Source organism: Flavobacterium sp. HJSW_4 (genome assembly GCF_042436695.1).
GTDB lineage: Bacteria > Bacteroidota > Bacteroidia > Flavobacteriales > Flavobacteriaceae > Flavobacterium.
On record NZ_JBHNPP010000002.1, the window covers coordinates 63,630 to 90,628 of the forward strand.

Here is a 26,999-nt window from a genome sequence, read left to right on the forward strand (position 1 = left end):
AACTTCAATTATGAAACAATTAATCTGCTATCTGATTATCTCTTCTTTTATCACCCTGCAGTCTGCCGGGCAGGAATGCCAGAATTCCCTGTATACTAAAAAAGGCGCCAGCATTCAAACTACCGAATACGGAGCTGATAACGCAGTTAAAAGCGTAACGTCCATTACAGTTGCCCAGACGGGTAAAAATAATACTGGCGATATCATATCAGATCTTCACTCGGTGAAAACTGAGAAAGGCAAGCCTTCAGAAGACAAGGTGCTGCATTATAGCTGCAAGCCAGATCAGGTTATATGGGGGCTTGGCGTGGATGATGCAAAAACAAAAAAAGAGGCCGCGATCATTTACCCAAAAAACATGGCTGCCGGGCAGGATTTAAAGACCGATGTCTTTTATGAAGCAACGGCTACCAATGAAAAAGGGGAAAGCGTGAAAATCAGCCTGAAGATCAACAACCGAAAAGTTTCAGGCCAGCAGAGCATTACCACAAAGGCTGGCACTTGGCTGTGCACTAAAATAATCTATGATTTCGAATTCAAATTTAAGATCGGATTTATCGGAATTCCCATAAAGGCAAAAGTGACTGAATATTACCACCCTGAAGTGGGAGTTGTAAGGTCAGAAGTAAGGTCAAAAGACAAATTGGAAAGCTTTTCAGAAATAACTTCGATAAAAGCACCAAAGTAAGCACTGAAATCCATTGAAGGATGAAAATTTTAGCCGTATTGCTCCTTTTCCTTTTCGTTTTAACTCGCTGTTGTCCAGAAAGAAAAACAGATACAGTGAAGAAAAGTGCAGAGAGAGAAAAACTAAATATTACTGCCTTGCTTGCAAGTCTTCCACAGTGAAATGAAAGAATTCGAAATGCTAGCGACTAACTAGATTTTAAAGGGGCTGTGGATCATGTAAAAATGTGAAGCAGCTTTTTGTGCAGAGAATCTGCAAGCAGCATCGTTTCATGGAAAAACACAAAAATCAAACCGTATGAATAAATCCATCCTTCATGCAAAGCCGCCAATTCTTTTGGATGATTATAAAAAAATCTTAAATCTAATTATGGATCTTGAAAGCTTGCATAATAACCCCTGCTCCTACGCTTCGCTGCTTGAAGGCGCCGTAGTGCATATAGAACCCGAAGGCATCAGGCTTTCAGGCAGAGCGGAAATTGAAGCTTACAGAATCAAGCAGATCGACAAGAAAGTATATGCCGAATTTGCAATCGAGCAGCAAATCATATTAAATGAAAATGCCGTGCTGCTCACCTGCACTGAAACAATTATTCATGCCTTTTACAGGGGCATGCAGACCAAATCAATCAGACTCTACAACATTCTTCTGCGCAAGTCTGAGAATGTCTGGAGGTTTTATTCTCTTCAGATTTTAAATATATAAATTAAAAAAATACATATCCATTACAAAATGAAACATATTCTAACATTTGCCTGCATTTTCCTTCTCAGCATTATGCATGGGCAGATACATATTGGCGCTAAAGCCGGCGCTAACCTTACTAAAATAAATGGGAAAGCTTTCGATGATAAGTTCGAACTCGGGTACCAGCTGGGAGGATTTGTCTATTTTGACCTTTCCAGTGCAGTCGGCATACAGGGGGAAGTGCTGTTTAACCAGACCAATACGGCCGTGGAAGAAAGCTTTACGGAAGTGGCAAACAGTGCATTTAAAGGGAATAAAACATTAAACTACATCAGTGTTCCTGTGCTGGTTCGAATCAATAATGAAGGCTTTATCACTTTTACAGCCGGACCGCAGTTCAGTTTCCTTGCCGACAGCGGAAAAAGCATCACTGAAAATGGAAAAAAACTATTTAAAAAAACAGACTTTTCTGCTGTGGCAGGCGCCGAAATCAATCTTCATCCCCTTATAATTTACGGCAGATACTGCTGGGGATTCTCAGACATAAGCGATTTTGGAAGCCGCTCCTCTAGCCAGCAGATACAATTAGGTCTGGCACTGCGCTTATTTTAAAGCCGCATGCCGCACTTTTTAAACGCATCATAAGTATTTTAGCAATAACTTTACGGCTTGAATATTCAACTTATCTTTCAGTTTTAACAGACTGCAGCGATAAGGCACTTACAAAACCAAAAAACATGAAATGCATTATTGTAGATGATGAGCCCCTGGCAAGGGAAGGACTGCGCCAGCTGATTGTAAAAAATGGCAGTCTGCAGCTTTTAAATTCGTTTAACAGCACAATGGCCGCAGCTGCCTTTTTGGCTGAAAACGAGGTCGATCTGATTTTCCTGGATATTGAAATGCCCGATGACAATGGTTTGGATTTTGCAAAAAGCCTTGACCAGAAAATCCTGGTCATATTTACAACCGCCTATCCCCAGTACGCAGTGCACAGCTATGAAACAGAAGCGCTGGATTATCTGCTAAAGCCATTATCCCAGAAAAGATTTGACAGGGCAGTGCAAAAAGCTGCCGTGCAGCAGCAGCTCCTGCAGACCCATAAAAACGTTTTTGAAAGCAGCAGTGACACTTTTATCATCATAAAGGCCGAAAGAAGATACCACCGTGTACTTTTTGAGGACATCCTTTATCTTGAAGGCCTTAAAGACTATGTTGTGATCCACACCGAAAACAGCAAATTTGTAACGGCAATGAACATTAAGTCGCTCCATGGCAAGCTCCCTGCAAATGCTTTTGTAAGGGTAAGCAAATCATTTGTAGTAAATATCAATGTTGTGGATTCTTTTGACAGGACCACGATTTTCATCAAGGATCTCGAAATTCCTATAGGCCGCACCTACCAGATTGAATTTCACAAACATTTCTTAGGAGATTAAAGAAATCCAAGCCGGTTAAATTATAAAGAATAAAATGAAAAATAATAGTCAAAGCAATCCGCACAGCGGCATAAATTCGCAAGCCATCGCGGCAGATAAATTATTTAGAGCGCTTACCGATAAGAAATATAGGCTTTTCAGGCATATTCTGGGAATTTTATTTTTATTCTTTCTGCTGACTGTAGGAAAGAAATGGGGCGAATTCACAGGCTTTTTTGACCATCTCCACTGGATACTCGCCCTGGCTTTCATCGTTTCGATGTTTTACATCAACATGTACAGGCTCACCCCCTATTTCATCTACAGGGGCAAAGCTTTGCTGTATCTTATTTCCTTAGGTTCATTAAACATAATAGGATTTATAATTCTGGCTGTTTTTCAGATTTTAATTATCGAGCCGAACAGGGCATTGTATCCATCGGAAATTCTGACTGCCGATAAAGTGGTGCCAATTGCTCTGTTTCTTACATTTCTTCTGGCACCATTTATATTATTAACCACTACCATTAAACTGATGCAGCGCTGGGTGCAGGATATTGCAATAATTAACGAACTGGAAGAAAGAGCTGTTGAAAGCGAGCTGGCAGCCTTAAGGAGCCAGATGCATCCGCACTTTTTATTCAACATGCTCAATAACATTAACGTGCTCACTGCAACCGAACCTGAAAAAGCATCCTATATAATTGTCAAACTCAGCAACTTTTTGCGCCATTTGATTTATGAGACCGACCGCAGCCAAATATTCCTGTCATCAGAAATAAAATTTATGAACGACTATCTGGAGCTTGAAAAAATACGAAGAGATGATTTTACCTACTGCATACAGTATGATGAGAAAGAAATAAGAGGATTAAAGCTTCCTCCAAATATTTTAATTGTTTTGGTGGAGAACGCCATCAAACACAGTGCAGACCCCAATGATGGCTCATACGTAAATATTGGATTGGCAAAGAAAGAGGGCAGCTTTCATTTTACTGCCGTCAATTCGCTGCCCAAAAAAACCAAGCCTAACAATAAAAATTCAAGCGGTGCAGGATTGGTAAATATCAAACGGAGATTAGAATTGCTGTACGCGGATGGGTATGAATTAAACTGTTTCAAAGAAGACCGCCAATATTCGGCATTTTTAAGGCTGCCACTATGAATTTTAGTTAATTTAATGCCTTAAGAAAGCGTATAACATCTGATTTCCATGCGATGTCGCTTTTCTGTTCTTCCATACCGCTTTTATAGATATGAAGTTCAACATTATAGTCAGATCCATTAAAAGCCTGATACAGCTTTATGCTCTGCTCGTTTTCCTGAAGAGGGCTGGATAGAATGCTGCCAAGGAAAACCGGACCTGAAGCGGATGGCGGCACTTTCTTGTCTCTTGCGGTAAAGCCATCCATGCTGATCAAAAAACCAGGACGCATTTGTGATGTGCCCGTTATGAATAATTCTGCAGCTATCGCGGCTCCGGTTGAAAAGCCCATCACCCCTATTCTGTCCGGTCTGACATCCATTTCTGCCGAGCATTCTTTGATGTATTGCATAGCAGATCTGGCATCCAAAACCGCTCTGGCATAGACTGGATCGCCAAGGATCTTACTATAATCTGATTTTAAAGAAAAATGCTTCAATAAGTCCTGCGCCGGGTTACTTGTCAAACTTTGTTTTAGAACATGTCTGAACAAGAATACAGAGACTCCCTGTGATGACAGCCATTCAGCTAGCTGCAGTCCTTCATTATCTGAAAAAAGAGCGTACAGGCCGCCTCCCGGAATAAGAAGCACTGCCGTGCCATTTGGTTTGCTGGGTTTGAAATAATCTACAGATGGGCATTTAATATTATTCTCCACAAACGTCCCATCGGTTAAGGAAGATAAATTTGAGATCCTATCATCTATAGCTTTATTACAAGATTTATCAGAAAAATCAATCATTAAACGCTCCTGGGAATTTGCAGGACAGCAGGTTAATAAAATAATATAAAATAAGCTTCTCACTGGCACTTTTAGGGCTTTAAGCCACAAAAGTACCTCTTCAGGCATTCAGCTTTTTTAGATTTTATACCAACTGCGATCATTATTAGACAACCTGCATGTATAATATAAGATTTGCAGTGCATCTCCCTTTCAGAATCGTAAAAATGTCCATTTTAATTAAAATAAACATGGCACAAAATAAAAAAAACTTAGGAAATGCCTATCTTATTGGATCAATTCTGCCGTAAATCCCAGCCAATATATAATCCGAAGAAATAAGCCCTCCTTCTTGAAGCAGACCAATCCCTTTAAACCTTCCATAAAATCTATGGAAATTAATCCAGTGCAGGCCAGTAAAGCCAAATGGCGCCAATTGAATGCAATTGAGCGCCATTTTTATATCAGCAATTGTTTTTTAGCCCACTCAATTAAAAATAACAGAATGATTTTTTTCAATAATGTCCAAGTTTGTTTTTTTGGCAGTAGAAACAAATGTTTTTCCTTCGGATCTCTTCACATCTCCAAAATACTGCATAATGAAACCAACATCATTTTGAGTTGAAGCAACAACACCGTCTTTAAACACAGTTGCCGTGCCTTTTCCAGTAAAACTGACTTTATACTTAGTTCCGTTTTCGGTAACTTTAAAGGTGCCTCCAGTAGGCCGAATGCTGACTCCATTAGTAACTGACAAGGCTCCTTTTGCCGTATTGATATTTTTGCCTAAAAGGGAATGTCCCCATTTGGTAAAAGTATACGCCGCAGCATCAGAAAAACCACCATAATTATAATCTCCTTTGGCCAAATTATTCTGAAGAGGAGAAAACAGCTCAAAGTAAACTACAGCTCCATCTTCTGCTGCAGAAATTGATTTGGACCTCAGTGAAAAATCAATGTTATAGGCATTGACTCGAATGCCATAATTTTCCAAATATCCTTGTGATAATTCTACAGTCTGGCTGCCTATTTTCAAAAATCCTTTATTTGCAGTAGCATCTTGATCATTTTCGCCATCATTTGAACAGGAAGACAGTATTGTAATGAAAACCAATACCAATAATTTTATATTATTATTCATATCATAATTATTTTAGTTTTAAAAATTCGGTTTTTGCAATTCGGAATGGGCAGTAGAACCCATTCCGAATATTAAGCTTATTTCACGATAATTCTAGCCGTCTGGCCTGTTTTAAGGCTTTTGATGAAATAAGATCCAGAGGGTAAATCTGAGATTGGAATCTCAGTTTCAGAACCTATTGCATCAACCTGTTTAACCATAAGTCCGCTCATGCTGAAAAAAAGCAAATGGTCAAAGTCTGTACTCGATTTTAAGGTCACTTTTCCAGAAGCCACTGTTGGGAAAACTAAAAACTCTCCCAGCTTTTTCCAGCGCCCGTAAAGCGTGAAATTATCTTTCTGCCCAGTTCCAAAGCCTGTTATTTCTTTTGCATATAAAGCGTCAGCATACCAGCCTAAAAAACGATATCCCGAGCATTGCGCCTCTTCCAGCGTAAAAGCAATGCCTGATTGCGCGCTTGTTTTGTTTGGATTAACCACTCCAGCAGGCAGATTCAAATATGAAATGCTGTAAAAAGTCGGTGCTTCATTTGGCTTATTGTTTCCTGCCACTCCCCAAAAAGCATAAAAGGTCTGGTTTCCTGTAGCCGTACTAGCAATTTCTTTAATATCATTTGGTGTCGTAGCCGAAGCTGACCAGCCATAAAAAGTAAAATCTTTTAAAACTGGTGTAGGTAATGCCAACGCTGTACCTTCTGTGTATTCTATTGGGTTTAAATCAGAAATGACTTTACCATCAATTGAATTGACGTATGAAACACCCGATTTTACAATTGGTCTTGGATCTGGTTTGTTGTTTCCTCCTTCGCCCCAAAAAGCATAAAAAGTCTGATTTCCTGTCGCTGTCGCCGGAATTGTTTTCAGCAGTCCTGGTGCAGTCGCTGTAGCCGACCATCCGAAGAACGTATAACCTTCCAATTTTGGTGTTTTTAGGTTCGTAATAGCACCTTCCATGTATTCGATTGGATCAAGTGTTATGGTTTTTCCATCAATAGAATTGAGATAGTTTATTTGTGAAAACTTCGCTTCTGCTTTTAACCATCTTGGATCTCCCAGTACTCCTCCTTCTAAAGAAGCTTTCGCTAAAGGTGAATTTTTAGAGAAGCTAAAGTTTCCTTGCAGCGGATTCGGATATACCAAAACAGAAATTCCCAAATTACTTAATGTCTTACTATTAGTTTCATCCACCGTAACCGATCCTTTAACTAATTGCGAAGAAACACCAACAAGAAGGTTGCTGTCTATCAATAGTTTTCCTGCTCCTGCCGCATTATTAGAATTGAAGAGATAAATAGGTTTAGCATTTTCTCTTTCGTCCTGCATAATATTATTCTTGAAGGAATATGTCGAAGCGGCACTGTACTGGTTGTCAACAAACACAAAACCATTTCCGGTTTGATTTCCAGAGTTGTAAATGGTATTACTTTCAAAAGAAACATTTATTGTTTGGACAGTCGCATTTTTATTTTGAAGAATCAAGAAACTGTTCCCTTTTTCGTAATTGAAAACAGTAGAATTTTTCACCGAAATCGAATTTACAATATGCGAGTCAGGCTGAATAAAACTTCCTCCTGTTGCTGCGCTTCCATCAATAATACAGTTTTCTAAAGCAATTTTCGAAATAGGGCTTTCACTAGCTCCATCAGCTGCTAATAAACTTTGTCTGATTCCTTTTATAGTGGCATTTTTAATTTCGAAACTCGATACGCTTGCTCCTTTTTTCAACTTAAGCAGATTTGCTCCAGCATTTGTCAAATCAAAATCAACACCATCAAAACTGAAGCTTCCTGAAATAATTTCTGGATTCTCCGAAGCGAAAGATCCTGCAAAAACAGGTTTCGTTCCAGCTTCTGGCACAAAAGCATATTTATGGTTTTTAACCGCTAGATCTGTTGTCGTGCTATATGTACCGCTCGCCATGATAAATTTAGACCCGTTTTCTGCCGCATTGTATTTTTCTACAAAATTCTGCGGATTTACATATACCTCTAAACTTCCGTTTTGGTTTTCTGTAATGTGATTTACAATACTGTTGATGTAAACTTCAACATTAGTATATTTTCCGTCAATTGTCTTTAAATTACCGTCAGCAGAACTTGCAGGATTTAATCCCTTTTCTGTTTCCCATTTATCAGGCATACCATCACCGTCTGTATCAGTAGGAGCTTCTCCAGAAGGCAATACCGGCCATCCGCCTGTTGCTGAAGGCGTGTCGATATAGCCGTTAGTGCTTCCGTTACCTCCATTCATAATACTAGCCTTGCCAGAACGCGCGTCGTCTACCGCTCTCTTATCGACAGCATCTCTGTATAGATTTGCTCCTGCATTTTCCAAAACCAATTCATATGCTTTTGTTGCGCTATGAGTTGTAATTTCGCCGAAAACATGGGGTGCACTGATTTTCAATGCGGCTTTATCTGCATCGCTTACAGGAAGCTGGCTGCCATGAAATTGGCTGTAAACCCCGTATGTCCAGTTATCCTGTGTTGCTCTTTCCGATCCCACCACAAAATTTCCGTCAACAAAATATTTCCCCCAAATTCCGTATAATGGCGAAGTTGTGTCTAAACTTCTTCCTGTTGATAGAATGCGTTCTTTTGTCGAGTTTGAAGTTCCAGGTCCTGGTTTCCAATAATTGTTTACCAGATTCACATTCATCGCATCTCCGCCATAACAGCTGTTTCCGCCCCAATTGTAAATTACGTTATTACGAATATCAACTAAATCTGTTTTAGCAAAAATATCATTCGCATATTCTCCCAACCTTGGATTTCGGCTATCATGATGCGCTAACAAATTATGGTGAAAGGAAGCATTCTTACCTCCCCAAACACCGCCATATCCGTGTGCTCCTTTGGCGTGAACAGAATTTCGAAGACTTTCAGAAATAATGCACCATTGCAAAGTGAAATTTTCATTCTGATAAAAAGAAACACATTCATCCGTAGACCAGCTCATAGAACAGTGGTCCACAATTATATTCTTTTGAAAACGTCCTCCAAGTGCATCATTTTCGACATCATGAGTATCTCCCATTCTGAATCTCAAATAACGCAGAATAACATTATTTCCTCGCACTTTAACATTATAATCTTTTAGAGTGATTCCGCCTCCTGGTGCTGTTTGCCCAGCAATGGTGATATTGTCGGTAATATTCAGTTCGCTTTTCAATTCAATATTTCCTGACACTTTAAAAACAACAATTCTAGGTCCGGCCTGACCAATAGCGTCACGAAGGGAACCTGTACCAGAATCATTTAAATTGGTAACATAAATCACTTTTCCGCCCCGGCCTCCCGTTACGTATTTTCCATAACCCTCAGCTCCTGGAAATGCAGGAACTGGTTCAGTTCCTCCTCCCGTTGCTTCTTTTTTGACTTCGATTTTTCCTTCTCCGCTAAAGAACTCTGGATTAGTCATTTTGTCGTAGGTCCCTTCCTTAAATTCTATTCCGTTAATAGTAAGTTTTTGCACATTTAAAACCGTATTTAATGAAGCTTTACCATTCTCTGAAATATTCAAATTCAAGTTCGATCCTGCGGCACGTTCATGGCTGAAAATAACAGAATTCTCTTTACTCACATTAATTGTTCCAGAGCCAAAAGCATTTGCAGAAGCCCCCTCAATAACTGTTGGATAATTTAATGCTGGAAATTTGGTGCTTTTCTGCGTCAAATCCCAAGTTCCTATAAATTCGCTGTTATCTCCTTTTAGAAGCAATGTTCCTGTATTGGCGTTAACCCCTTGGCCAGTATTTAATGGAGAGATTGTTCCGTTTCCAGAAACAGGTCCGCTTAAAGTCATTATGGTTTGACTGGCAATCCCTGAAATCATTTCGAATTTTACATTACCAGAAATGACCATCGGCGCTTCTAAGGCCATGCCCGCTCCACTCGTATTGTAATACACTCGTGTTCCTTCCTTAAAAGTTAATGTTCCTGTCGCTTTGTGTGCGCCTCTTAAACGAAGTGTTCCAGCACCAGACAGAGTCATATCGGCAGAAAAAACATTTGCCGTTGTTTCTATTTCTTTAGCAACCGAAACCGTTTTTCCGGCAATAGGCATTTCAGCTGGGTTAAAGTTGCCTGCATTATCCCAGCTTTTGTTTACAGCTGCTGTAAATTCATAATCAAAATTAGACGGTGGCGTTACTTCATCTGGTTTGTTGTTTCCTCCAACTCCCCAATAAGCATATACCGTCTGATTTCCAGTTGCCGTTGCAGTAATTTCAGTTAGCGCATTTGCTGTAGTTGCAGAAGCTGACCATCCGTAAAAAGTGTATCCTGTTAAAGTTGGAGTTGGCAGTTTTAGAACGGTACCTTCAGTATATTCTATCGGAATCAAACCTGATAAAGCTGCTCCATCAATTGAATTTAAATAGCTTATAGAAGATTTAGTCGCACCTCCGTTTATAGCCATATTAATTTCGCTTACGTCACTCAATCCGCCATATTCGTTTGCCGCCAGAATGGTATAATTATATGTTCCTGCAACAATAGAAGCATCTATAAAAGCTGTTTCTGTAGTAATCGATACGATTTTACCGTCCTTGCTGATAACATAACACATCGCGTATTTATTCTCATCCCATTTTAAAGTGTTTTTGTCTGAAACTACAAGATTTGCTGGTTTTGCAGCTTGTTCTACAATGACACGCGGATCCCATTTGTCTGTACCGCTTAAAACATTTTCTATCGTAAATTGGTCAGCTTGCGCTTTGGTTAAAACTGGATTATAATTTCCTGTCTGCGCTACACCGTTTACAGTAAATATATTGGTTCTGTTATCGGTATTCACGGCTATTCCATTTCCGTTTACGCTATTGTACTCGGCAAAAAGCGCTGGCACTGTTCCCATACTTGCCCAACCAGCCGTATTGGGTTCAGTCATCATTTTGGTGTTGAGATAAACCGCTCTTGGTGCATTCTGCCAAGGACGTCCTAAATAATAACTTGTCGAAGCACTAATCGTATTGTTATTAAAAATATAACCGTATTGCGTAGCCGTATCATGATTTGGCGCTACGATATAACCTGAAGCAACAGAAACCAATTTACATTCTTCAAACCAGTGTGTTCCTCCGCCACAGATAAAATCAACATCTCCTTCGATTGTAGATTTGTAGTAAAAACTTCTTTTTCCTCCTGTAACCTGTGTGTCTTGTTTACTTCTAAGTCGGACCCCATTATAAACATTTCGGTCTCCCGCAGGATTCAAAGCTGGTCTTTGTCCAGAAGTTGTGATTCCGTCTTTATGCTCGATTGTGACATTTTCCATGTACAAATCATTGGCTTCAATAGAAAGAACAGCGTTTTTAATTCCCCATCCTGGATTTCCTTGCAGAATTACTTTGTCTTTGGATTGTGCAATCAGCGAAACATTATTTTTTCCTGATGGAAGCCTTAAAACCACATCTTGCGGATTTGTTCCGTCTCCACCCAAATTGTAAGTTCCGTTTGTAATTAATACCAAAAATCTTGATGCCGAATTATTAGGCGCAGCACCAAAAGCTTCTGCTATTGTTTTTACATATTTCCCTGAAGCAATTTGATCGGCAGTTGCATCTGCATCAACAATCAAATCAAATTTACGTTTTGTCGGGATTGGCTTTTCCATTGTTTTAAAAGACAACGTCAACGCTGGCCCATCATTTCCTGAAAGATCTTTTACAAATCCTGCTGGAAGCGTAAAGATATATTGCTTGTTGTATTCTAACCCGAAATAGCTGAATTTTACTGTTTTGTTTACAAATTCGGCGCTAAGGCTTTTGCCATTCAAAACAGCATTTCCTGCTCCGAATCGAACCTGTTCGTCATAATTTAAAATAATACTTCCGTTGGCTGCAACAGAACTCGACGCTTCCGTAGGAAATGAAGATTCCAAAACTGGCGCAACAGTATCGGTTACCAAAACTTCATCGGCTTTGATCATTAAATTTGATAAAATTGTAGCCGTAACATCACTTGCAGATCCATGTTTTGGTCCGCTAATGTTAGGAAACCATCTTAAATAAATTTTCTCTTTTCCTTCTGCTTCAGCAGGAAGAATTCCGCCAATATTGGTAATTGTATTGGTATTGATTGTAGTTAAAGCCGAAACATTGACAAAGTTAATTCCGTCTAATGAATATTGAAATGTCCATTCATCACATCCGTAATAATAGCCCAATAAACCCGAAGCCACATTGATGTTTTTATAACCTACTGTAGAAAGCGTAGTCATAAAATAAAAGAGATTTCCTCTTTCGGTATTCCACACACAGAATCCGCTTTTTCCGCCTCTATTTTGAAGTCTTACATTTGGCGCAAAAACATTGTCTGCTACATTATAAGCAAATAACTGCGGTCTATTTTCTACTTTAGAATACAATTCAGCAACCCTGGGATTTGCGTATTGGTCATTTTTGAATGTCCATCCTGCAATAAAAGTCTGATTGGCAAAAGTTCCTGTAACCGTTTTATTTTCGTTCATTACTACAGAAGTGCTTAGCGACGTTGAACCATCCGACCAATTGCTGAATTTTACAATATCATTTTCAACCGCTGTAACCATAACGTTTGTTCCGCTTTCATAAACCGAAAATGCACCATCTTTTCCTGATGGAGAAATCGTGTAATCGCCTAAACCAAAAGCTCCGTTTGTATTTACACTTAAGGTGTAAGTTGCCACAGCATCATATTGCGCAATAAGCGTTGCATCTGCATTGAGAGTATAAGTGAACGGATTGGCTGTTGATATCACAGCTCCTTTATCATCTACCCATTGTTTAAAATTATAGCCAAAATTTTTATTGGCCGTCAGTTTTATTTCGGTTCCTTTGGCAAATGTTGTTCCTGCCGGATTAAGTGTTATCGTTCCTGCTGAAACTGGATTAACACTAGTCGTCAGATTGTAAGTCACAGCATTAGGATTCTCAGTTACTTTCTCGAAATAATCTACATTAAACAGATAGCCTGTACCAGGACCCAGAAACACTAGATATAAATCATACGAACCTGTTGTTGGCGTAATGGCAGCCGAAAATTTCTTGTAATCTGTAAAACTGGTACTTCCTGATACTGCTGCAGAACCAATTAAAGTTCCCGTTGCAGAACCCAATCTAAATTCGATAGTTCCTCCGGTCGCTCCTGCTGCCGCGATATCAAAACGGGTGACAAATTCGGTAAAGCTGACGGCATTGAATTTAATCCAGGTATTGTTCTTAATGTAACCAACGTTTCCGCCTCCCGAGCGGGCGGCATTCGTTTCAGCTCTTGCTCCTGAAGCCTGATTAAAAATTTCAGCTTCAATTTTCTCAATAGTCTGAGAAAACCCCATGACTGTAAACAGCATGAGGAATAGATAAATAAATTGTTTTTTCATTTTGGTTTAAATATGGTTTTAGTTAGTAATAATTTCAAAAGGTTTTTTTCCTATTTTTCAAATCCTATTGATAGTTCATAAATTTTAATTATCCGTTAAAAAAAAATTTGGATGCGGATCAAACAGTTCTGGTTTAGCCAATTCGTTCTAGGTTTAATAATTTTGCTTTAGTTAAAAACTTTACCTAGAAATTGATCTATGTAAAGGATTGTCGGTTCAAACCACGGATTGAAAAGACAAAAAGCATGAGGTGAATTTTCAAATTCGTGAACCTCAGAATAGATTCCGTTCTCAGTTAAATTCTTTATGAAATCATCTCTGCCGGCGTGCATTCTGGCGATCGAACTATTGATAAATAATGTCGGCGGAGCTGAAGCGTTTGCATAAGACAAAGGAGAAGCCGTTTCCCAAAGTTGCGGATTGTCTTTCATGGAATACCCAATCCACTGCGCACTTGCGCCAAAAATTTTAGGTTCTTTTGTTTCACTGCTTTCGGGATGCGCAAACGATAACGTTCCGTCGATATCAACTATCGCATTTATTTGAGATTTGGATTTTGAATTGGTTATATATCCTTCAAACAAAGGCATATTTCCCGTTACGCCCATAAAAGCAGCTAATTGTCCTCCAGCAGAAAATCCGAGAGAAACAATTCGATCAGGATTTACATTATACTTTTCGGCATTTTCTCTTACCCAGCGAATCGAAGCTTTGAGATCATAAATCGCTGCCGGAAAAAGCGCTTCTGTAGAGAGCCGGTATTCTGGTGTAAAACAAACATAACCCAGACTTGCTAATTTCTGCGCCATCTGATGGTGTTGATCTCGGCTTCCAGATCGCCATCCTCCTCCATGAATAAGAATAATGGCTGTTTGTTTTTCTTTTTTATTATTATTGAAAAAAACATCGAGTTTCATTTTGCGTTTACCGTAACTGCAGTACACAATATCGTTCTTCTGCACAACATCATCAAAATGCATTTCGGGAACCAAAGCCGTGTTTGGGAAATACTTTACCGTTTTCTTGTAAGCGCTTTTGTTATTGAAAGAAGTATCCCTAACTTGAGTAAGTCCCTCCAGATATTGCGCATTCATCTTTTGAAGAAATACGATGCAAACCCAAATAAATACTGCTTTAAATTTTCTAATTTGAAACTTCATTCCTTATTTATTAAATTGATTGTCAATTCCAAAAGATGAATTCTAAAAACCTTAATTCGGTTTCCAATCATTGAAAATTGCTTTCATCGAATATTTCCTTTTAAACTGTTCTACAGAAAGCTGATGTGACCAATTGACACGAGATGCTGTATTTGCTCCTGCTCCTGTTGATTGGTATTCGGCATAAAAGACTGTTTTTTCTGCTTCTGGTTTTCCCCAATTGTGCCAGCCAAGCGGTTTAATGTGAGAACCCATATCGCATTTCACAAATACAGTTCTAGCATAATTTCTCCAAGGTCTTCCTAAGAAATAAGAGCTGTCTCCAGAATTTGACGTTAGTTTACAGTTAAGAAATACAAATCCGTACGGATTCGATTCTGGCGTATTGGCAGCAGTAATATATGAACCTCCTTTTTTAGAGAAGATTTCACAATCCTCAAAAACCGCGGTTGAACCTCCAAAAATGAAATCTGTTGTTCCTTCTATATAACAGTTTTTATAATATTGTCTGCTGGCACTTTCTCTCGGATATAAGGTATCTTGAAAACCTAAAAATTTACAATTTTCAAAAATGATTCTATCTCCATCGATTCTTACGGCAACCGCTTGCCCAACAGGACCAGAAGAGTTTTCAAACGTAATATTCTGCGCTTTAAAACCATTTCCCGTAACAATAAAACTTGCTGATCCAGAAGTTCCAATTGTTCCTCCCGCTCCATTTGATTTTGAAGCATAATCATCATAAGTTAGAATTACTTTTTCTTTGCTTTCTCCAATCAACGTTACATTGTTTTTGTTCAAAGCCAATTCTAGTTTTTCTTTATAAATACCGTTCTTCACAAAAATTTTAGTTTGTGAAGTTTTAAATAAAGGCACAACATTAAAAGCTTCTTCCACTGTTTTAAAATCTCCTTTTCCATTGGCATCTACAATGATATCATAAGATTTAACTTCTTTTGGAATTTCTTTAATTGGAGTTTTTATCGAATCATTTTTATATGAAAAATTCAGAAAGAAAATCGAAGCTGCTATAAATTTGATTAGTATCATGTTGTATTTTTTTAGTTTACCACTTTTACCTCATCTTTTATGGATTCTAAAACTTTTAGGTCTTTATTCAGAATTATTTTCTTTCCATTGGTTTTTAATGAAATATCTTTTGTTTCTAAACCTCCAACCCAAAACATCTGATTTTCTCCAGTCGATTTAAGTCCGTCCAAACTCACATTTTTGCTGTTTGAAAAACTTACTGCAATTCCAGGTTTATCCAATCTTAAATCAAGGTTTTTAAAAGCAATTTTGCTTGCATAATTTAACTGAACACCAACATCTGAACGGATAATCATGTTTTCAAATTCGATATTAGCAACTGGCATTTCTGGAATTCCCATAATTTTTAAAGCCTGAGCCGCACCATTTACAGAAATGTTTTTGAAATACATATTTTTAAAGGCAGGCGTTTCCTCTGTGATTGGTTCCTTGGCAACCGTTACTTCGCCCGTTTCTTTATCTTCAGATAATGATTTTCCGAAATAATACAAGTTGAAATTGATGGCGTCTGTTGGAATATTATTCATTCGAATGTCTTCCATCCAAATATTTTCTACCACTCCGCCACGACCTCTAACCGATTTAAATCGAAGTCCGCAATCTGTTCCGTTAAAGGTTAAGTTTTTAGCGTATATATTTTTAACGCCGCCTGACATTTCGCTTCCAATGGTAAAACCTCCGTGTGCGTGATACACCACACAATCTGTAATTACAAATAATTCTGTTGGTTTTGCTCGGTCTCTTCCTTCTTTATCTTTTCCAGATTTGATACAAATGGCATCATCTCCAACATCAAAACGACAATTGGTTACCGTTCCGATTCTGCAAGATTCTAAATCTAAACCGTCTCCATTTTGAGAATACCACGGATTACGAATCGTTAAGTTGCGTAATGTAAGATGTTCACACATTAACGGATTAACATTCCACGCAGGAGAGTTTTGAAACGTAACGCCATCTAAAAGCAGTTTTTTACAATTGACCAAACTTACCATAACGGGACGAAGCGCTTCTTTGTAAGGTTCCATATTTTCTACAGTTTCCTTTTTAGGCAATTTGCTTCTTTCCTCATTCCCCTCATAAGCGCCTTTTGAAGGATACCAGATTTTTCCATCTTTAGACAAAACACCACCAGAATTCACTAAATCGCTCCATTGTCCAGCCGTCATTTTTCCGATTTTAACAGGTCTCCACACAGCACCGTTACCGTCAAAAATGCCCTGACCTGTAATGGCGATGTTTTCTAAATTAACGCCCATAATAGGCGATTCGCAGCGAATCACTTTATTTCCTTCAAAATAAGATTCTATCAGTTTGTATTGTTTTAAATCGCTTGTGAAAGAAACAAAAGCACCATTTTGAGTATGTAGATTTACATTGCTTTTCAGTTTTATTGGCCCTGTTGTCCAAAGTCCCGCAGGAATTAGCACCACTCCGCCACCCGATTGAAAGCACTTTTCAATCGCTGTATTAATTGCATTTGTACAAAGCTGTTCCGTATTAGGAACCGCTCCAAAATCAACAATATTTAGCGTATCGTTTTTAAACTTCGGAATTTGCACTTCTGGCATTTTAAAAGGAATTTTCAAACTTGAAATGGCTTTTTTTTCTGCCACAATTGAAGTCCCTTTCTTTTGACTAAAACCAGTTAAAGTCGTAAGAAGAAATGCTGTTATTAGAAGAGTGCTTTTAATTTTTATCATAATTCATTATAATTTTGAAACATTATTTTTTGTCTAGAACTTTTTGTAATTCAATACCAGCCATAATATAAGGTCCAACTGCTTTTGCATCATTTTCTCTTATAGGCTCTGAAATATAATATTCGAATGAGCCGTTTCGGTCTTGAGGTTTTTTACCGCCCAATCCGGCAACGGCACAGCATTTTGTAATCGAAATGGTTCCATCTGAATTTTCTTGTATAAATTCTTTCTGAATGCCATTAAAACCTTTTTGTGCCGATTTAAGAAACTGTTTGCCAACATAACCTTTGTTGTAGGCTTTTGCAAATGAATACACAAACATCGTCGAACAAGTCGATTCCAGATAATTGCCTTTTCTTCCCGGCTGATCCATTACTTGCCACCAAACTCCTGTTTTAGAATCTTGCGCTTTTAAGACAGCTTCAAAAACCTTTTGAATGATTTGGATTACCTCCTTTCGCTTAGGATGGCTTTCTGGAACAAAGTCTAATATGTCAACCAAAGCCATGCAATACCAGCCTTGCGCACGTCCCCAAATATGTGATGAAGTTCCAGTAGTTTTGTTTGCCCAGAATTGTGCACGTTTTTCATCATAACCGTGAAAGTTCAGGCCTGTTTTTGCATCAAAAGTGTGTTTCTGAATCAGTTCTGCTTGCAGAATTGCATCGTCAATTGCTTTTGGATCATTAAATACTTGTCCGTATTGCGCAGAAAAAGGATCCGCCATATAAACGCCATCCAGCCACATTTGCCACGAATAACTTTTTTTATGCCAATAACCACCGTCAGAATTTCTTGGATGTCCTTCTAATTGTTTATGCAATACATCCATTGCTTTTTTATAGCGCGGCTCATTAGTCTTTTGATAAATCTCAAAAAGTATTTTACCAGAATTGACTAGATCCAGACTGTATTTCTCGATTTCATACCCGCCTTGAATATTTCCATCTTTATCAATCAATTGTTCGGCATAAGAAAGTCCGTAATCCCAATATTTTTGATTCTTGGTATAATCATACAATTTCTGATTGGCCAATGCCACCAAACCATTGGTATAATTCCATTTCGGATATTTCACACCATCCAAAAACACTGGATTTGGAACGCGTTTCTGATCTGAATCGGCCATTTTTATCGCCCAATCAATTGGCGCTACTCCCTCTTTATCTGTTGGTTTTAATTGCCCGAAGGAAGTTAGACAAACAAACAAAGCAAGAAAATAATAGGTCATTTTACGTCTCATAATCTTTTAATTTTCTTCGACTCTAAACCAATCGTAATCGGTATAACTGCTGTCATTAATAGTTTTAGATCCTGTTGCAAAAAGTCCGATTTTGGCACCAACCCATCTTCCAGCGCTAGGTTTGAATGATTCGCCTAACTTTTTGAAATTCTTTCCATCTAAACTATAGTAAAAAGTAACACTCGCATCAAAAGGCTCTCTGCTCTGAACCATTTCTACCTTGGCGCGCAAACTCACTTCTTTTTTGTTTACAGGGATTGATGCTATTTCTTTCTCCACTTCTTTAGAAGTTCTAGCGCTTTTTAATGAACGTTGCACCAAATTCAAATTGCCCATTTTATCCTGTTCGATTGCGATATAAGCATAATCTTCGCCAAAAACAATCAGACCTGAACCGCTTACTCCTGCATCTGGATTATTTTCAAAAGTCAATTTTGCTGTTGCTGTAAAATTGGCGCCTGGAAATTTTTGCAATAAAAGATTCGGCATCATCCACATGGTTTTGTTTGCTTCTTTTCTCGGAATACAATTCAGGCGAAGAAAACCAAGATTTGCCGATGACCAGCCCCAATGTTCCGCAGGGTTTTGATTTGCTTGCCACTGCCATTGCAATCCGTATTGATGGCTATTAAATTCATCAGAAGAAACTAATGGCGTTGCTGGATAATTTTTGCCTACATTTGGTTTGGTCCATTCCATAATAGGTTCTCCAATTCCGTCTTTGTTAGAATCTTTCCCCATAATTGGCCAACCCTCTTTCCAAGTCACAGGCTGCAGATGAACCACTCGCCCATAAGCCCAACGATCTTGAAAATGCAAAAACCATCCTTCTCCGTTTGGCGTTTCAACATATCCGCCTTGATGAGGCCCATTAACAGGTGAATTCCCTTGGTTTAAAACCACTTTATATTCATACGGTCCCCAAACATTTTTAGAACGCATTGCCAATTGCCATCCTGGTTTTACACCTCCAGCAGGAGCCATAATCCAATAATAACCTTCGCGTTTGTACATTTTTGAGCCTTCAACTGTTGTGTGCCCGTTGTGTCCATCAAAAACTAAAGAAGGATTTGCTATTAGTTTGGTTCCTTCTGGCGCCATTTCAGAAAGCATTAAAACTGTTTTTACGTTAGCGCGGCTTCCTGCGAAAGCATAAGATAAATAAGCTTTTCCGTCTTCATCCCAAAACGGACAAGTATCTATAATTCCTTTTGCTTCTTTTACCAAAACCGGTTCTTCCCAAACACCTGCTGGATTTTTAGTTTTAACCATAAATATTCCAAAATCAGGATCTCCCCAATAAATAAAATATTCTCCGTTATGATAACGAATTGAAGGAGCCCAAACACCGTCGCCGTGACGAACCGTACGATAATGTTCTATCGGAAATAGATTTTGCAATGCATATCCAACCAATTCCCAGTTTACAAGATCTTTAGAATGAAGTATAGGAAGCCCTGGCGTGCTATTAAAACTAGATGCTGTCATGTAATAACCGTCTTCTCCAGCGCAAACATCAGGATCAGAGTAATCTACATGCAAGATTGGGTTTTTATATTTTCCGTTTCCCAAGTCAGCGTTCCAGCCTTGTGCTCCTGCTCCTAAATACCAAAATAATCCTAAGGCGAGTAGTAATTGTTTGAATTTCATTGTATTGATTTTTATTAAATAATTCGCTTCTTTAAAACATCAAAAGGGTGATATTTTTAAAGTTCAATTTTCGTCTATTAATCTGCGAAAGACAGTACATTGAAGTATCCTCAACCACAAGGATACTTCATGTAAGTACTGAAACCACTTAATTAACAAAACTTAAACTTATGGCAACCATCTTGTGTCTCCTACTCTATTGGTTACAATTGGAGAATTTGAATCTTTAATCATCAAATTGCCATTTGCAGGATCAACAAACAAATTTTGTGCACTGATACCTAATTCGGTTCCCTGAATCGCAGAGGCGCCTAACAGATAATCGGTAGTTGTATAATTATTTCCATACGTTGTTGGCGTATTGGCTGCAATTGCTTGGATTACTTTACCGCATGCAGATGCCATTAATACATTTTTAAAGATCAAAGTAGACCCCACAGCATTCGGAATATTGATTAATGATCTGTTGTATGCGTAATCATAAAGCGTAATATTTTGATATTCCAACTGAATCGGATAAGCTGATGTACCATAATCAAACAAGTTTTTAAAGTTTCTGTTCTTATCTGTAGTCTGATAATAATCTCTCATGAAAGTACAATTTGAGAATTTGGCTTTCTTCACGTTATCTGCTCCGGCAGAACCAAAAACAAATGTTCCGTAAGGGCCTGTATGTCCTCCCACTTGATCGAATGTACAATAGCTCATATCTAATTCACCAATTTCTTTGTATTTTCCGTTTCCTTGATGTCTCCAGAAACCGCGTTTGAAATAATTGAAAACACAGTTGTAGAAGGTAATTTTATCTATTTTCCACGCTGTACCGCTATTAAAGAAATAGCCAGCATCGATAGTTTGGTAGAAACGTATGTTTTCAAAAGCCAATTCCGTCAAATAAGAACCTTCGGCAATGTTCCAGTTTCCATTCATTTCGATTTGAGGGCGCTCTCCCTGGGTTCCTCCAATCAATTTAAACCCTTTTGAGATTGTGAAAGGCGTAATTTTAAACAGCGAACCTGCTTCAAGGAAATATTCTGTTCCTTCTGGAATGGTAGGATCATCATTGTTTGTTCTCAATAAAGCATCTAAATCCATACCCTTTGTAACAATGATGGTTGCAGCTGATGGTCCTGCCGAACGGAAAGAAACCTGATTGTACGGCTTATCGTAACGTCTCGGTTTGTTGTTGTCGAAAATATTTACGTTGTACAATGTATTTTTTTCCAAGCCAGCAACAGTAGCTTCTCCTTTTGCAATTTCTGCCGAAGTAAGTTTGCGGCCTATTGCAGGAATCTCTGCCGATTGTGCAGGCGCTACAGAAATACTGTCAACTGGGTTCTCTGAAGAAATATCCCAATTTACAGTAACTTCCGTTTCAGTAATGTTTACCTTTTCCACTTCATGCAAAATAGGTTGAAACGGCGGACGCTCTTCTGTTAAAGCATTCGTATACGACCATTGCGAATTATGGCCATCAATTGCATGATTCGATCTTACTCGAATATAGAACTGTGTTTTATAGGGAATATCATCCATTAAAATTTGCGTGTCTGTAGTAGTATACGATTTGTACAAACTTTTATAATAATTGTCTAAATGCAGCTCAACTGTATAAGAAGCGGCATCATTTACTTTATACCAAACAATAGCAATCGAGTTTCCTTTTACCAAAGGAGCTGTAAGGACAAATTTTGGCTGAAATAAATCTAGCTCTTGCGGATATTTAAACTCATCGTTCTCACAAGATATCAGCAATTCTCCGCAGGCAATTAACCCTATAAGAGATAGTATATAAAATATTTTTCTAAAGTTTTTCATGCTTGGTACGATTTAAAAATTAAATCCATAATAATTTTGAATTGCTCCTCTATGATCTGTAATTACCTTAGAAGGATAAGGACATAAATAACGCAGCGGATCTGTTGGCGATACCGATGAAGCGTTATTGTAGTTGATGAATCCTCTGAAACTCCATTTGATATCGTTTCTTGGTTCGTAACTTGCCGTATCGTTATTCAATGAATACCAGCTTACCGCAAAGGGAAGTTCCGTATATCCAGCAGGACGAGCTTGAAGAATTTCATCAATTCCTTTAATATCTAAAATTGTTCTGCCCGAGTTAACTGGATCTGGAATGTTTTTATAATAAATGCTTCCAGGAACTTGGTCAATGCCTGGAACATAAGCTCCATTGGCTACACGCCCCCAATTGTATAATTTAAAATACTGATTGTAAACCACTTCACTAAATTTATTCCAACGCGCTAAATCAAATTTACGTTTGCTTTCTCCACCAAATTCCCATTTGCGCTCATCCATTATAGCCTTAAAGAATAAATCTGGCGATGATTTAGACATTACATAATTATCTACTTTGGTTCCCCAATCAGCTTGGGCAAAAGCTCTTCTACGCACACGTCTTAAACATTCCTTAGCATCTTCACGAGGTCCAAAACGTTCGTTTACCGCTTCTGCGTACATTAACAGCACATCTGCAAATCGCATCCAAGAATAATTTATTCCCGTTCCTTTTTGGCTTGTGCTTCCAAGTGGATCATTCATCCATAGTTTAGACCATTTACCAACAGCCAAACGAGCCAGGTCCAGACGAATTACCTGATTTAGATTTTGATCGTATGACAGCGGTGCGCAGGTAACATCTCTTCTTAAATCCTTATTGTCGAATGAATAAAGGTATTCACCGCATAAACTAAGAGTCCCAGAAGCGCTTCCGTACGGATGATTCCCTTCAGCAATCGGAATTCCGGCAAAATAGCCGTACTCGCCCGTGGAGTTTTTCAACATCGGGATTGAGAAAATAACATCGTCATTGACCGGTGTTTCCCAATTGTTCTGCTTCATCCAGAATTCTTTAAAACCTAATTTTAAATCATGCTGTCTGCCTTGAATTACCTTATCCAAATATTGGATTGCGATATCATAATACTGCTCGTGATTTTTTCCTCTTTCCATGTGTCCGATACTAGCCGGATTGTTTTCGTCCGGGCGAAGCGTCCACCCTCCTCTTGTAAGAGCCAATAGTCCTATTAGCCCCTGATTGAAGCTTCTAGAAGCGCGTTCCACTCCATAATCCAATTCGTTTGCATTTTTCATAAAAGGCTCAACCGACTTCAAATCGTCTATTAGAAATTCAAGAATTACATTTCGGTCTGTGGTTCCAACGGCAAAATTTTCATCTCCTGTTGAAGATTTGGTGCGAAAAACAACATCTCCCCAAATACGGATCATGTCTAAGTAAACCATGGCACGTATTGTTTTTACTTCTCCATACATCTGCATAATGTTAGAAGGGGCATTTTTAGGATCTGCTTTATACAAATCAGAGCTTTCAATTCCTTCAATAACATCATTTGCCGCATTGATAATTTTATACATTGCGCTCCAAGTGCCGTTTAAAGTAGTCCAATAGGGTTTTGGATCGTAACAGGCAATATCAGAACCGTTTCCGTTTACTGTATTGGTTGAAACACCCGACATTTCTACGTCCGTATTCGTATTAAAAACAAAAGCAAGACGGTTTGCATAAGCGTCATCGGTCAGCATGAGCGTATAAACGCCCGCAACAGCAGATTGAATGTCTTTTTCTGATTTAAAAATTTCCGCTTGGGTAAAGCCAGATCCAGGCTGTACATCTAGATATTCGTCGCAGGCTGTAAAGGACAGTGCAACAACTAGCAGAAAACTAAATATTATCTTTTTATTCATCATCATGAGATTTAATATTGTTCAATTAAAATGACAACTGCACTCCAAAAGCATAGTTACGTGTTCTTGGATAAGCGTTATAGTCAATATTTGGTGTTAATCCAGTTTCCAGATTGATATCTGGATCATATCCAGAATAGTTTGTCCAAACAAACAAGTTGCTTCCTGTAGCATACAATCTGATTCTGCTGAATCCTACTTTTGAACTGTTTTGTTTTGGAATAGTATAACCAATGCTCAGCGTGTTTAATCTTAAGAAAGACCCGTCTTCAACAGCGTAAGACATTGCAATAGGTCGGCCAAGAGATACTGGATTCCACATTGTAGCATTTTCATTTTGTTTTGCCAGCTGTTCAGGCGAATAGCGAAGATCGTTACCCATGTCATCATAATTTCTCCAGCGGTTGTTTAATCCCACGTCCATACTAAAATTATTCTGATTGTTCTGATAGAAAGAAGTCGTCATAATTTTATTGGCATTATACACATCAAATCCATACATGAAGTTGAAGAAAGCTGTTAAATCAAAATTTTTCCAGATAGCATTAACACCAAAACCTCCAGAAAAATCAGGATTAGTATCCCCGATTACTTTTCTGTCCTTATCTCCAATCACATAACTATTAGGATCTGACGGATCAACAGGAGTCAGTTTCTTAAACTTCGCATTTCCTGGAACCGGATCGCCAGAAAGGTTTTTTGAATTGGCAACACCTTCTTTTAATTTCCAAGTTTTGGTTACAGCATCAAAAGATTCGAAATCATCCATTGTATAGAAGCCATCGTTTACAAATCCGTAGATCAAGCCTTTTGTTCCGCCTACATAGGCGCGGTAGTCATCATCATTCAGCAATTGCGTTGATGCCCAGCCCGAACTTAAAATCCATTCCTGCTCTCCGCTCGCCAATTTGTCAATTTTGTTTTTGTTGTAGCCAATATTAAAAGTCAAATCAACCTGAAAATCCTTTTTCTTAATCACACTTCCGTTAAGAGCCAATTCAACACCTTTATTAGAAGTCTGTCCAACGTTGGTCATCATTTTTGTAAAACCAGAAACCGATGCAATATCTGACGGCACCAATAAATCTTTTACTTTATTATGATAAAAATCTAAAGTTCCTGTAAGCCTTTCTTTGAAAAAGCCAAAATCAAGACCAACATTGGCTGTATACGTCGTTTCCCATTTTACATTTGGATTGTTCAGATATTTGTCATTATAAAAATTATAGTAGTAATGATTTTCTTCTCCCCATCCTACAGAACGATCTCTAGAAACTCCGTAATATTTTGCATATAAATCGCCTTTAATTCTATCATTACCAGAAGCTCCATAACTCAAACGAAGTTTTAAGTTAGAAACGGTCTGGCTGTCTTTTAAGAAACTTTCATTTGAAACTCTCCATGCAAAAGCTCCCGCAGGAAAAACTCCCCATCTGTTGTCTGGACCAAATTTTGTAGAACCGTCGGTACGGACAGTAAACGTAAAAAGATAACGGTCATCATAACCGTAATTGGCCCTTCCAAAGAATGAAGAAATTCTATTTGGAGATTCTGCATTTGAACCATTTTCAAAAGGGGTTCCCAAAGCCAGGTTGTCTAGAGCCTTTTCTCCAGTAATGTCTTCAGGGAAATAACGCGTGCGGAAAAACTTAATTGAGCTTTCCTGATCTTTAATCTCCTGTCCGATCATCAATTGGAAATCGTGGCGCTCTTTTAATTTAAAACCGTAGTTCAATACGTTATTCAACTGCCAGCGAGGAGATTGGGTCATCGACCAATACGTTAGAGGCAGGTTATTGTTTTCTAATGCTGTTTTAGTATCTGTACCCCAGAAACGCCCATCTTCAGAATATTTATATTCATAGCCAAATGAAGAACGGAGCGTCAATCCTTTTTTGATTGTCCATGTTAAAGCTCCTGTAGTATTAAATGTCCTTGTTGTGCGATTGCGGTAATTTTTTTCTGCTTCTTCAAATGGATTAAAACGAGGTTTTATCTCATAATCGTCGGGATCGAAGTACGTATTATCTTCAGGTAAAGTCATATACTCTTCTAGCCCTGCCGTTGGTGCTTCGCGCAAAGCTCTAAGCAAACTTACTCCATCTGTTCCTGAACCTTCAATAGTTTGATTGGTTAAACGCGTTTGGTATTCGAACGTAAGATTGTCGGTTAATTTTGAATTCAAAATTAAGTAAACATAATTCTGACGCATTCCTGTTCCCAGCAAAACACCCGGCTGATCTTGGTTTACAAACGTAAATTTGAATTTTGTTTTTTCACTTCCGCCACTTACATTGATATCCGTATATCTCGCAATAGGATTGCTTCCAAAAATTTCTTTTTGCCAATCTGTTCCCTTATTTCCTTTATATATGTAAAATTCGCTTGGTCTGCCATACATATTATAAAATCCAGTTGGGTTAGAAGTGCTTTTACGTGCAAATTCATATTGCATCATAACAAACTCATAAGGATCCATAACATCCAAATGGTTGGCAAGCGTTTTAATTTGCGTGTAGTTGTGAATGTTTACCGCCACTTTTCCTGCTTTAGGAACTTTAGTTGTCACAATAATAACTCCATTTGCACCTCTTGCTCCATATACGGCTGTAGAGGCTGCATCTTTCAGAACCTCTACAGATTCGATATCTGTCGGTGGAATATCATTTAAGTTGGCCACCTCAAAGCCGTCAACCAAAATTAATGGCGAGTTGTCCTCGGTAATAGATCCACCTCCACGAATTCTAATTTTCACATCTGCTCCCGGCGAACCGTCAACAGTTGTAACCTGAACCCCAGGAAGTCTTCCCGTCAAGGCTTCCGCCACATTGGATGTCGGTACTTTTGCCAATTCGGTTCCTTTTATGCTGGCAACCGCTCCAGTTAAGTTTTTACGTTTTTGCGTACCATAACCAATTACAACAACTTCATTCAATTCGCTGTTCGATTCTTTCATGGTTACCGTAATGCCAGATGTACGTCCTTTCAAAGGCACAATCTCATCATTCATTCCCACAAATTTGATGATTAGAACAGCAGTTTCCGGATCTGCTACTGCTACGCTGAATTTACCGTCAAAATCGGTAACGGTATTCGTATTTTCATTCTTTACCATAATTGTTGCGCCCGGAATACCCGCCATGTTATCCTTAACCGAACCGCTCACGGTTGTACGCTTCTGAGCATAAATACCCCCTGTTAAAAACAGAACGGCCAAAATGCTCCAGATATATTTTTTTATAGTCAT

The 26,999-nt window shown here is 38.5% G+C and carries 16 protein-coding genes; 5 read left to right on the forward strand and 11 right to left on the reverse strand.

The annotated features are described in order from the left end of the window. Positions 1-10: 10 nt before the first annotated feature. The 5 genes from ACE01P_RS02110 (at position 11) to ACE01P_RS02130 (ending at position 3,958) form a co-directional block, all read left to right on the forward strand. Complete coding sequence (locus ACE01P_RS02110) at positions 11-688, forward strand: hypothetical protein (protein ID WP_379693558.1); 678 nt, start codon at positions 11-13, stop codon at positions 686-688. Between the two features lie 297 nt (positions 689-985). Continuing rightward, a complete protein-coding gene (locus ACE01P_RS02115; RefSeq protein WP_379693561.1) occupies positions 986-1,393 on the forward strand; it encodes a hypothetical protein in 408 nt (135 codons plus the stop codon). A 27-nt stretch (positions 1,394-1,420) separates the two neighbouring features. After that, entirely contained in the window at positions 1,421-1,987 is a 567-nt protein-coding gene (locus ACE01P_RS02120) for a porin family protein (RefSeq protein WP_379693564.1), read from the forward strand. Positions 1,988-2,112: 125 nt separating this feature from the next. Beyond that, a complete protein-coding gene (locus ACE01P_RS02125) occupies positions 2,113-2,814 on the forward strand; it encodes a LytR/AlgR family response regulator transcription factor (protein WP_379693567.1) in 702 nt (233 codons plus the stop codon). 34 nt (positions 2,815-2,848) lie between these two features. Next, positions 2,849-3,958: a sensor histidine kinase gene (locus tag ACE01P_RS02130; protein WP_379693569.1), complete on the forward strand. Its 1,110-nt coding sequence runs from the start codon at positions 2,849-2,851 to the stop codon at positions 3,956-3,958. Positions 3,959-3,965: 7 nt separating this feature from the next. On the opposite strand, the gene ACE01P_RS02135 is transcribed toward ACE01P_RS02130, so the two are convergent. The 11 genes from ACE01P_RS02135 to ACE01P_RS02185 form a co-directional block, all read right to left on the reverse strand. Next, positions 3,966-4,847: an alpha/beta hydrolase gene (locus tag ACE01P_RS02135; protein ID WP_379693571.1), complete on the reverse strand. Its 882-nt coding sequence runs from the start codon at positions 4,845-4,847 to the stop codon at positions 3,966-3,968. Positions 4,848-5,205: 358 nt separating this feature from the next. After that, positions 5,206-5,859 (reverse strand): hypothetical protein, encoded by a 654-nt coding sequence (locus ACE01P_RS02140; RefSeq protein ID WP_379693574.1) that lies wholly within the window; start codon positions 5,857-5,859, stop codon positions 5,206-5,208. 77 nt (positions 5,860-5,936) lie between these two features. Continuing rightward, positions 5,937-13,220: a pectinesterase family protein gene (locus tag ACE01P_RS02145; RefSeq protein ID WP_379693577.1), complete on the reverse strand. Its 7,284-nt coding sequence runs from the start codon at positions 13,218-13,220 to the stop codon at positions 5,937-5,939. 167 nt (positions 13,221-13,387) lie between these two features. After that, positions 13,388-14,380, reverse strand: coding sequence for an alpha/beta hydrolase fold domain-containing protein (locus ACE01P_RS02150; protein WP_379693580.1), 993 nt, complete (start codon positions 14,378-14,380; stop codon positions 13,388-13,390). A 51-nt stretch (positions 14,381-14,431) separates the two neighbouring features. Continuing rightward, positions 14,432-15,430 carry a pectinesterase family protein gene (locus ACE01P_RS02155; RefSeq protein ID WP_379693582.1) on the reverse strand — a complete coding sequence of 333 codons (999 nt, stop codon included), beginning with the start codon at positions 15,428-15,430 and terminating at the stop codon, positions 14,432-14,434. A gap of 11 nt (positions 15,431-15,441) precedes the next feature. After that, positions 15,442-17,133 (reverse strand): glycoside hydrolase family 28 protein, encoded by a 1,692-nt coding sequence (locus ACE01P_RS02160; protein ID WP_379693585.1) that lies wholly within the window; start codon positions 17,131-17,133, stop codon positions 15,442-15,444. Positions 17,134-17,155: 22 nt separating this feature from the next. Next, positions 17,156-18,376, reverse strand: a complete 1,221-nt coding sequence (locus ACE01P_RS02165; RefSeq protein ID WP_379693587.1) for a glycoside hydrolase family 105 protein — start codon at positions 18,374-18,376, stop codon at positions 17,156-17,158. A 6-nt stretch (positions 18,377-18,382) separates the two neighbouring features. Then, the gene (locus tag ACE01P_RS02170) at positions 18,383-20,026 is read right to left on the reverse strand and encodes a glycoside hydrolase 43 family protein (RefSeq protein ID WP_379693589.1); all 1,644 of its coding nucleotides are present in this window, start codon (positions 20,024-20,026) and stop codon (positions 18,383-18,385) included. A 168-nt stretch (positions 20,027-20,194) separates the two neighbouring features. Continuing rightward, positions 20,195-21,844 carry a DUF5123 domain-containing protein gene (locus ACE01P_RS02175; RefSeq protein ID WP_379693591.1) on the reverse strand — a complete coding sequence of 550 codons (1,650 nt, stop codon included), beginning with the start codon at positions 21,842-21,844 and terminating at the stop codon, positions 20,195-20,197. A 12-nt stretch (positions 21,845-21,856) separates the two neighbouring features. Then, positions 21,857-23,752 (reverse strand): RagB/SusD family nutrient uptake outer membrane protein, encoded by a 1,896-nt coding sequence (locus ACE01P_RS02180; protein ID WP_379693593.1) that lies wholly within the window; start codon positions 23,750-23,752, stop codon positions 21,857-21,859. A gap of 25 nt (positions 23,753-23,777) precedes the next feature. Next, the gene (locus ACE01P_RS02185) at positions 23,778-26,999 is read right to left on the reverse strand and encodes a SusC/RagA family TonB-linked outer membrane protein (RefSeq protein ID WP_379693596.1); all 3,222 of its coding nucleotides are present in this window, start codon (positions 26,997-26,999) and stop codon (positions 23,778-23,780) included.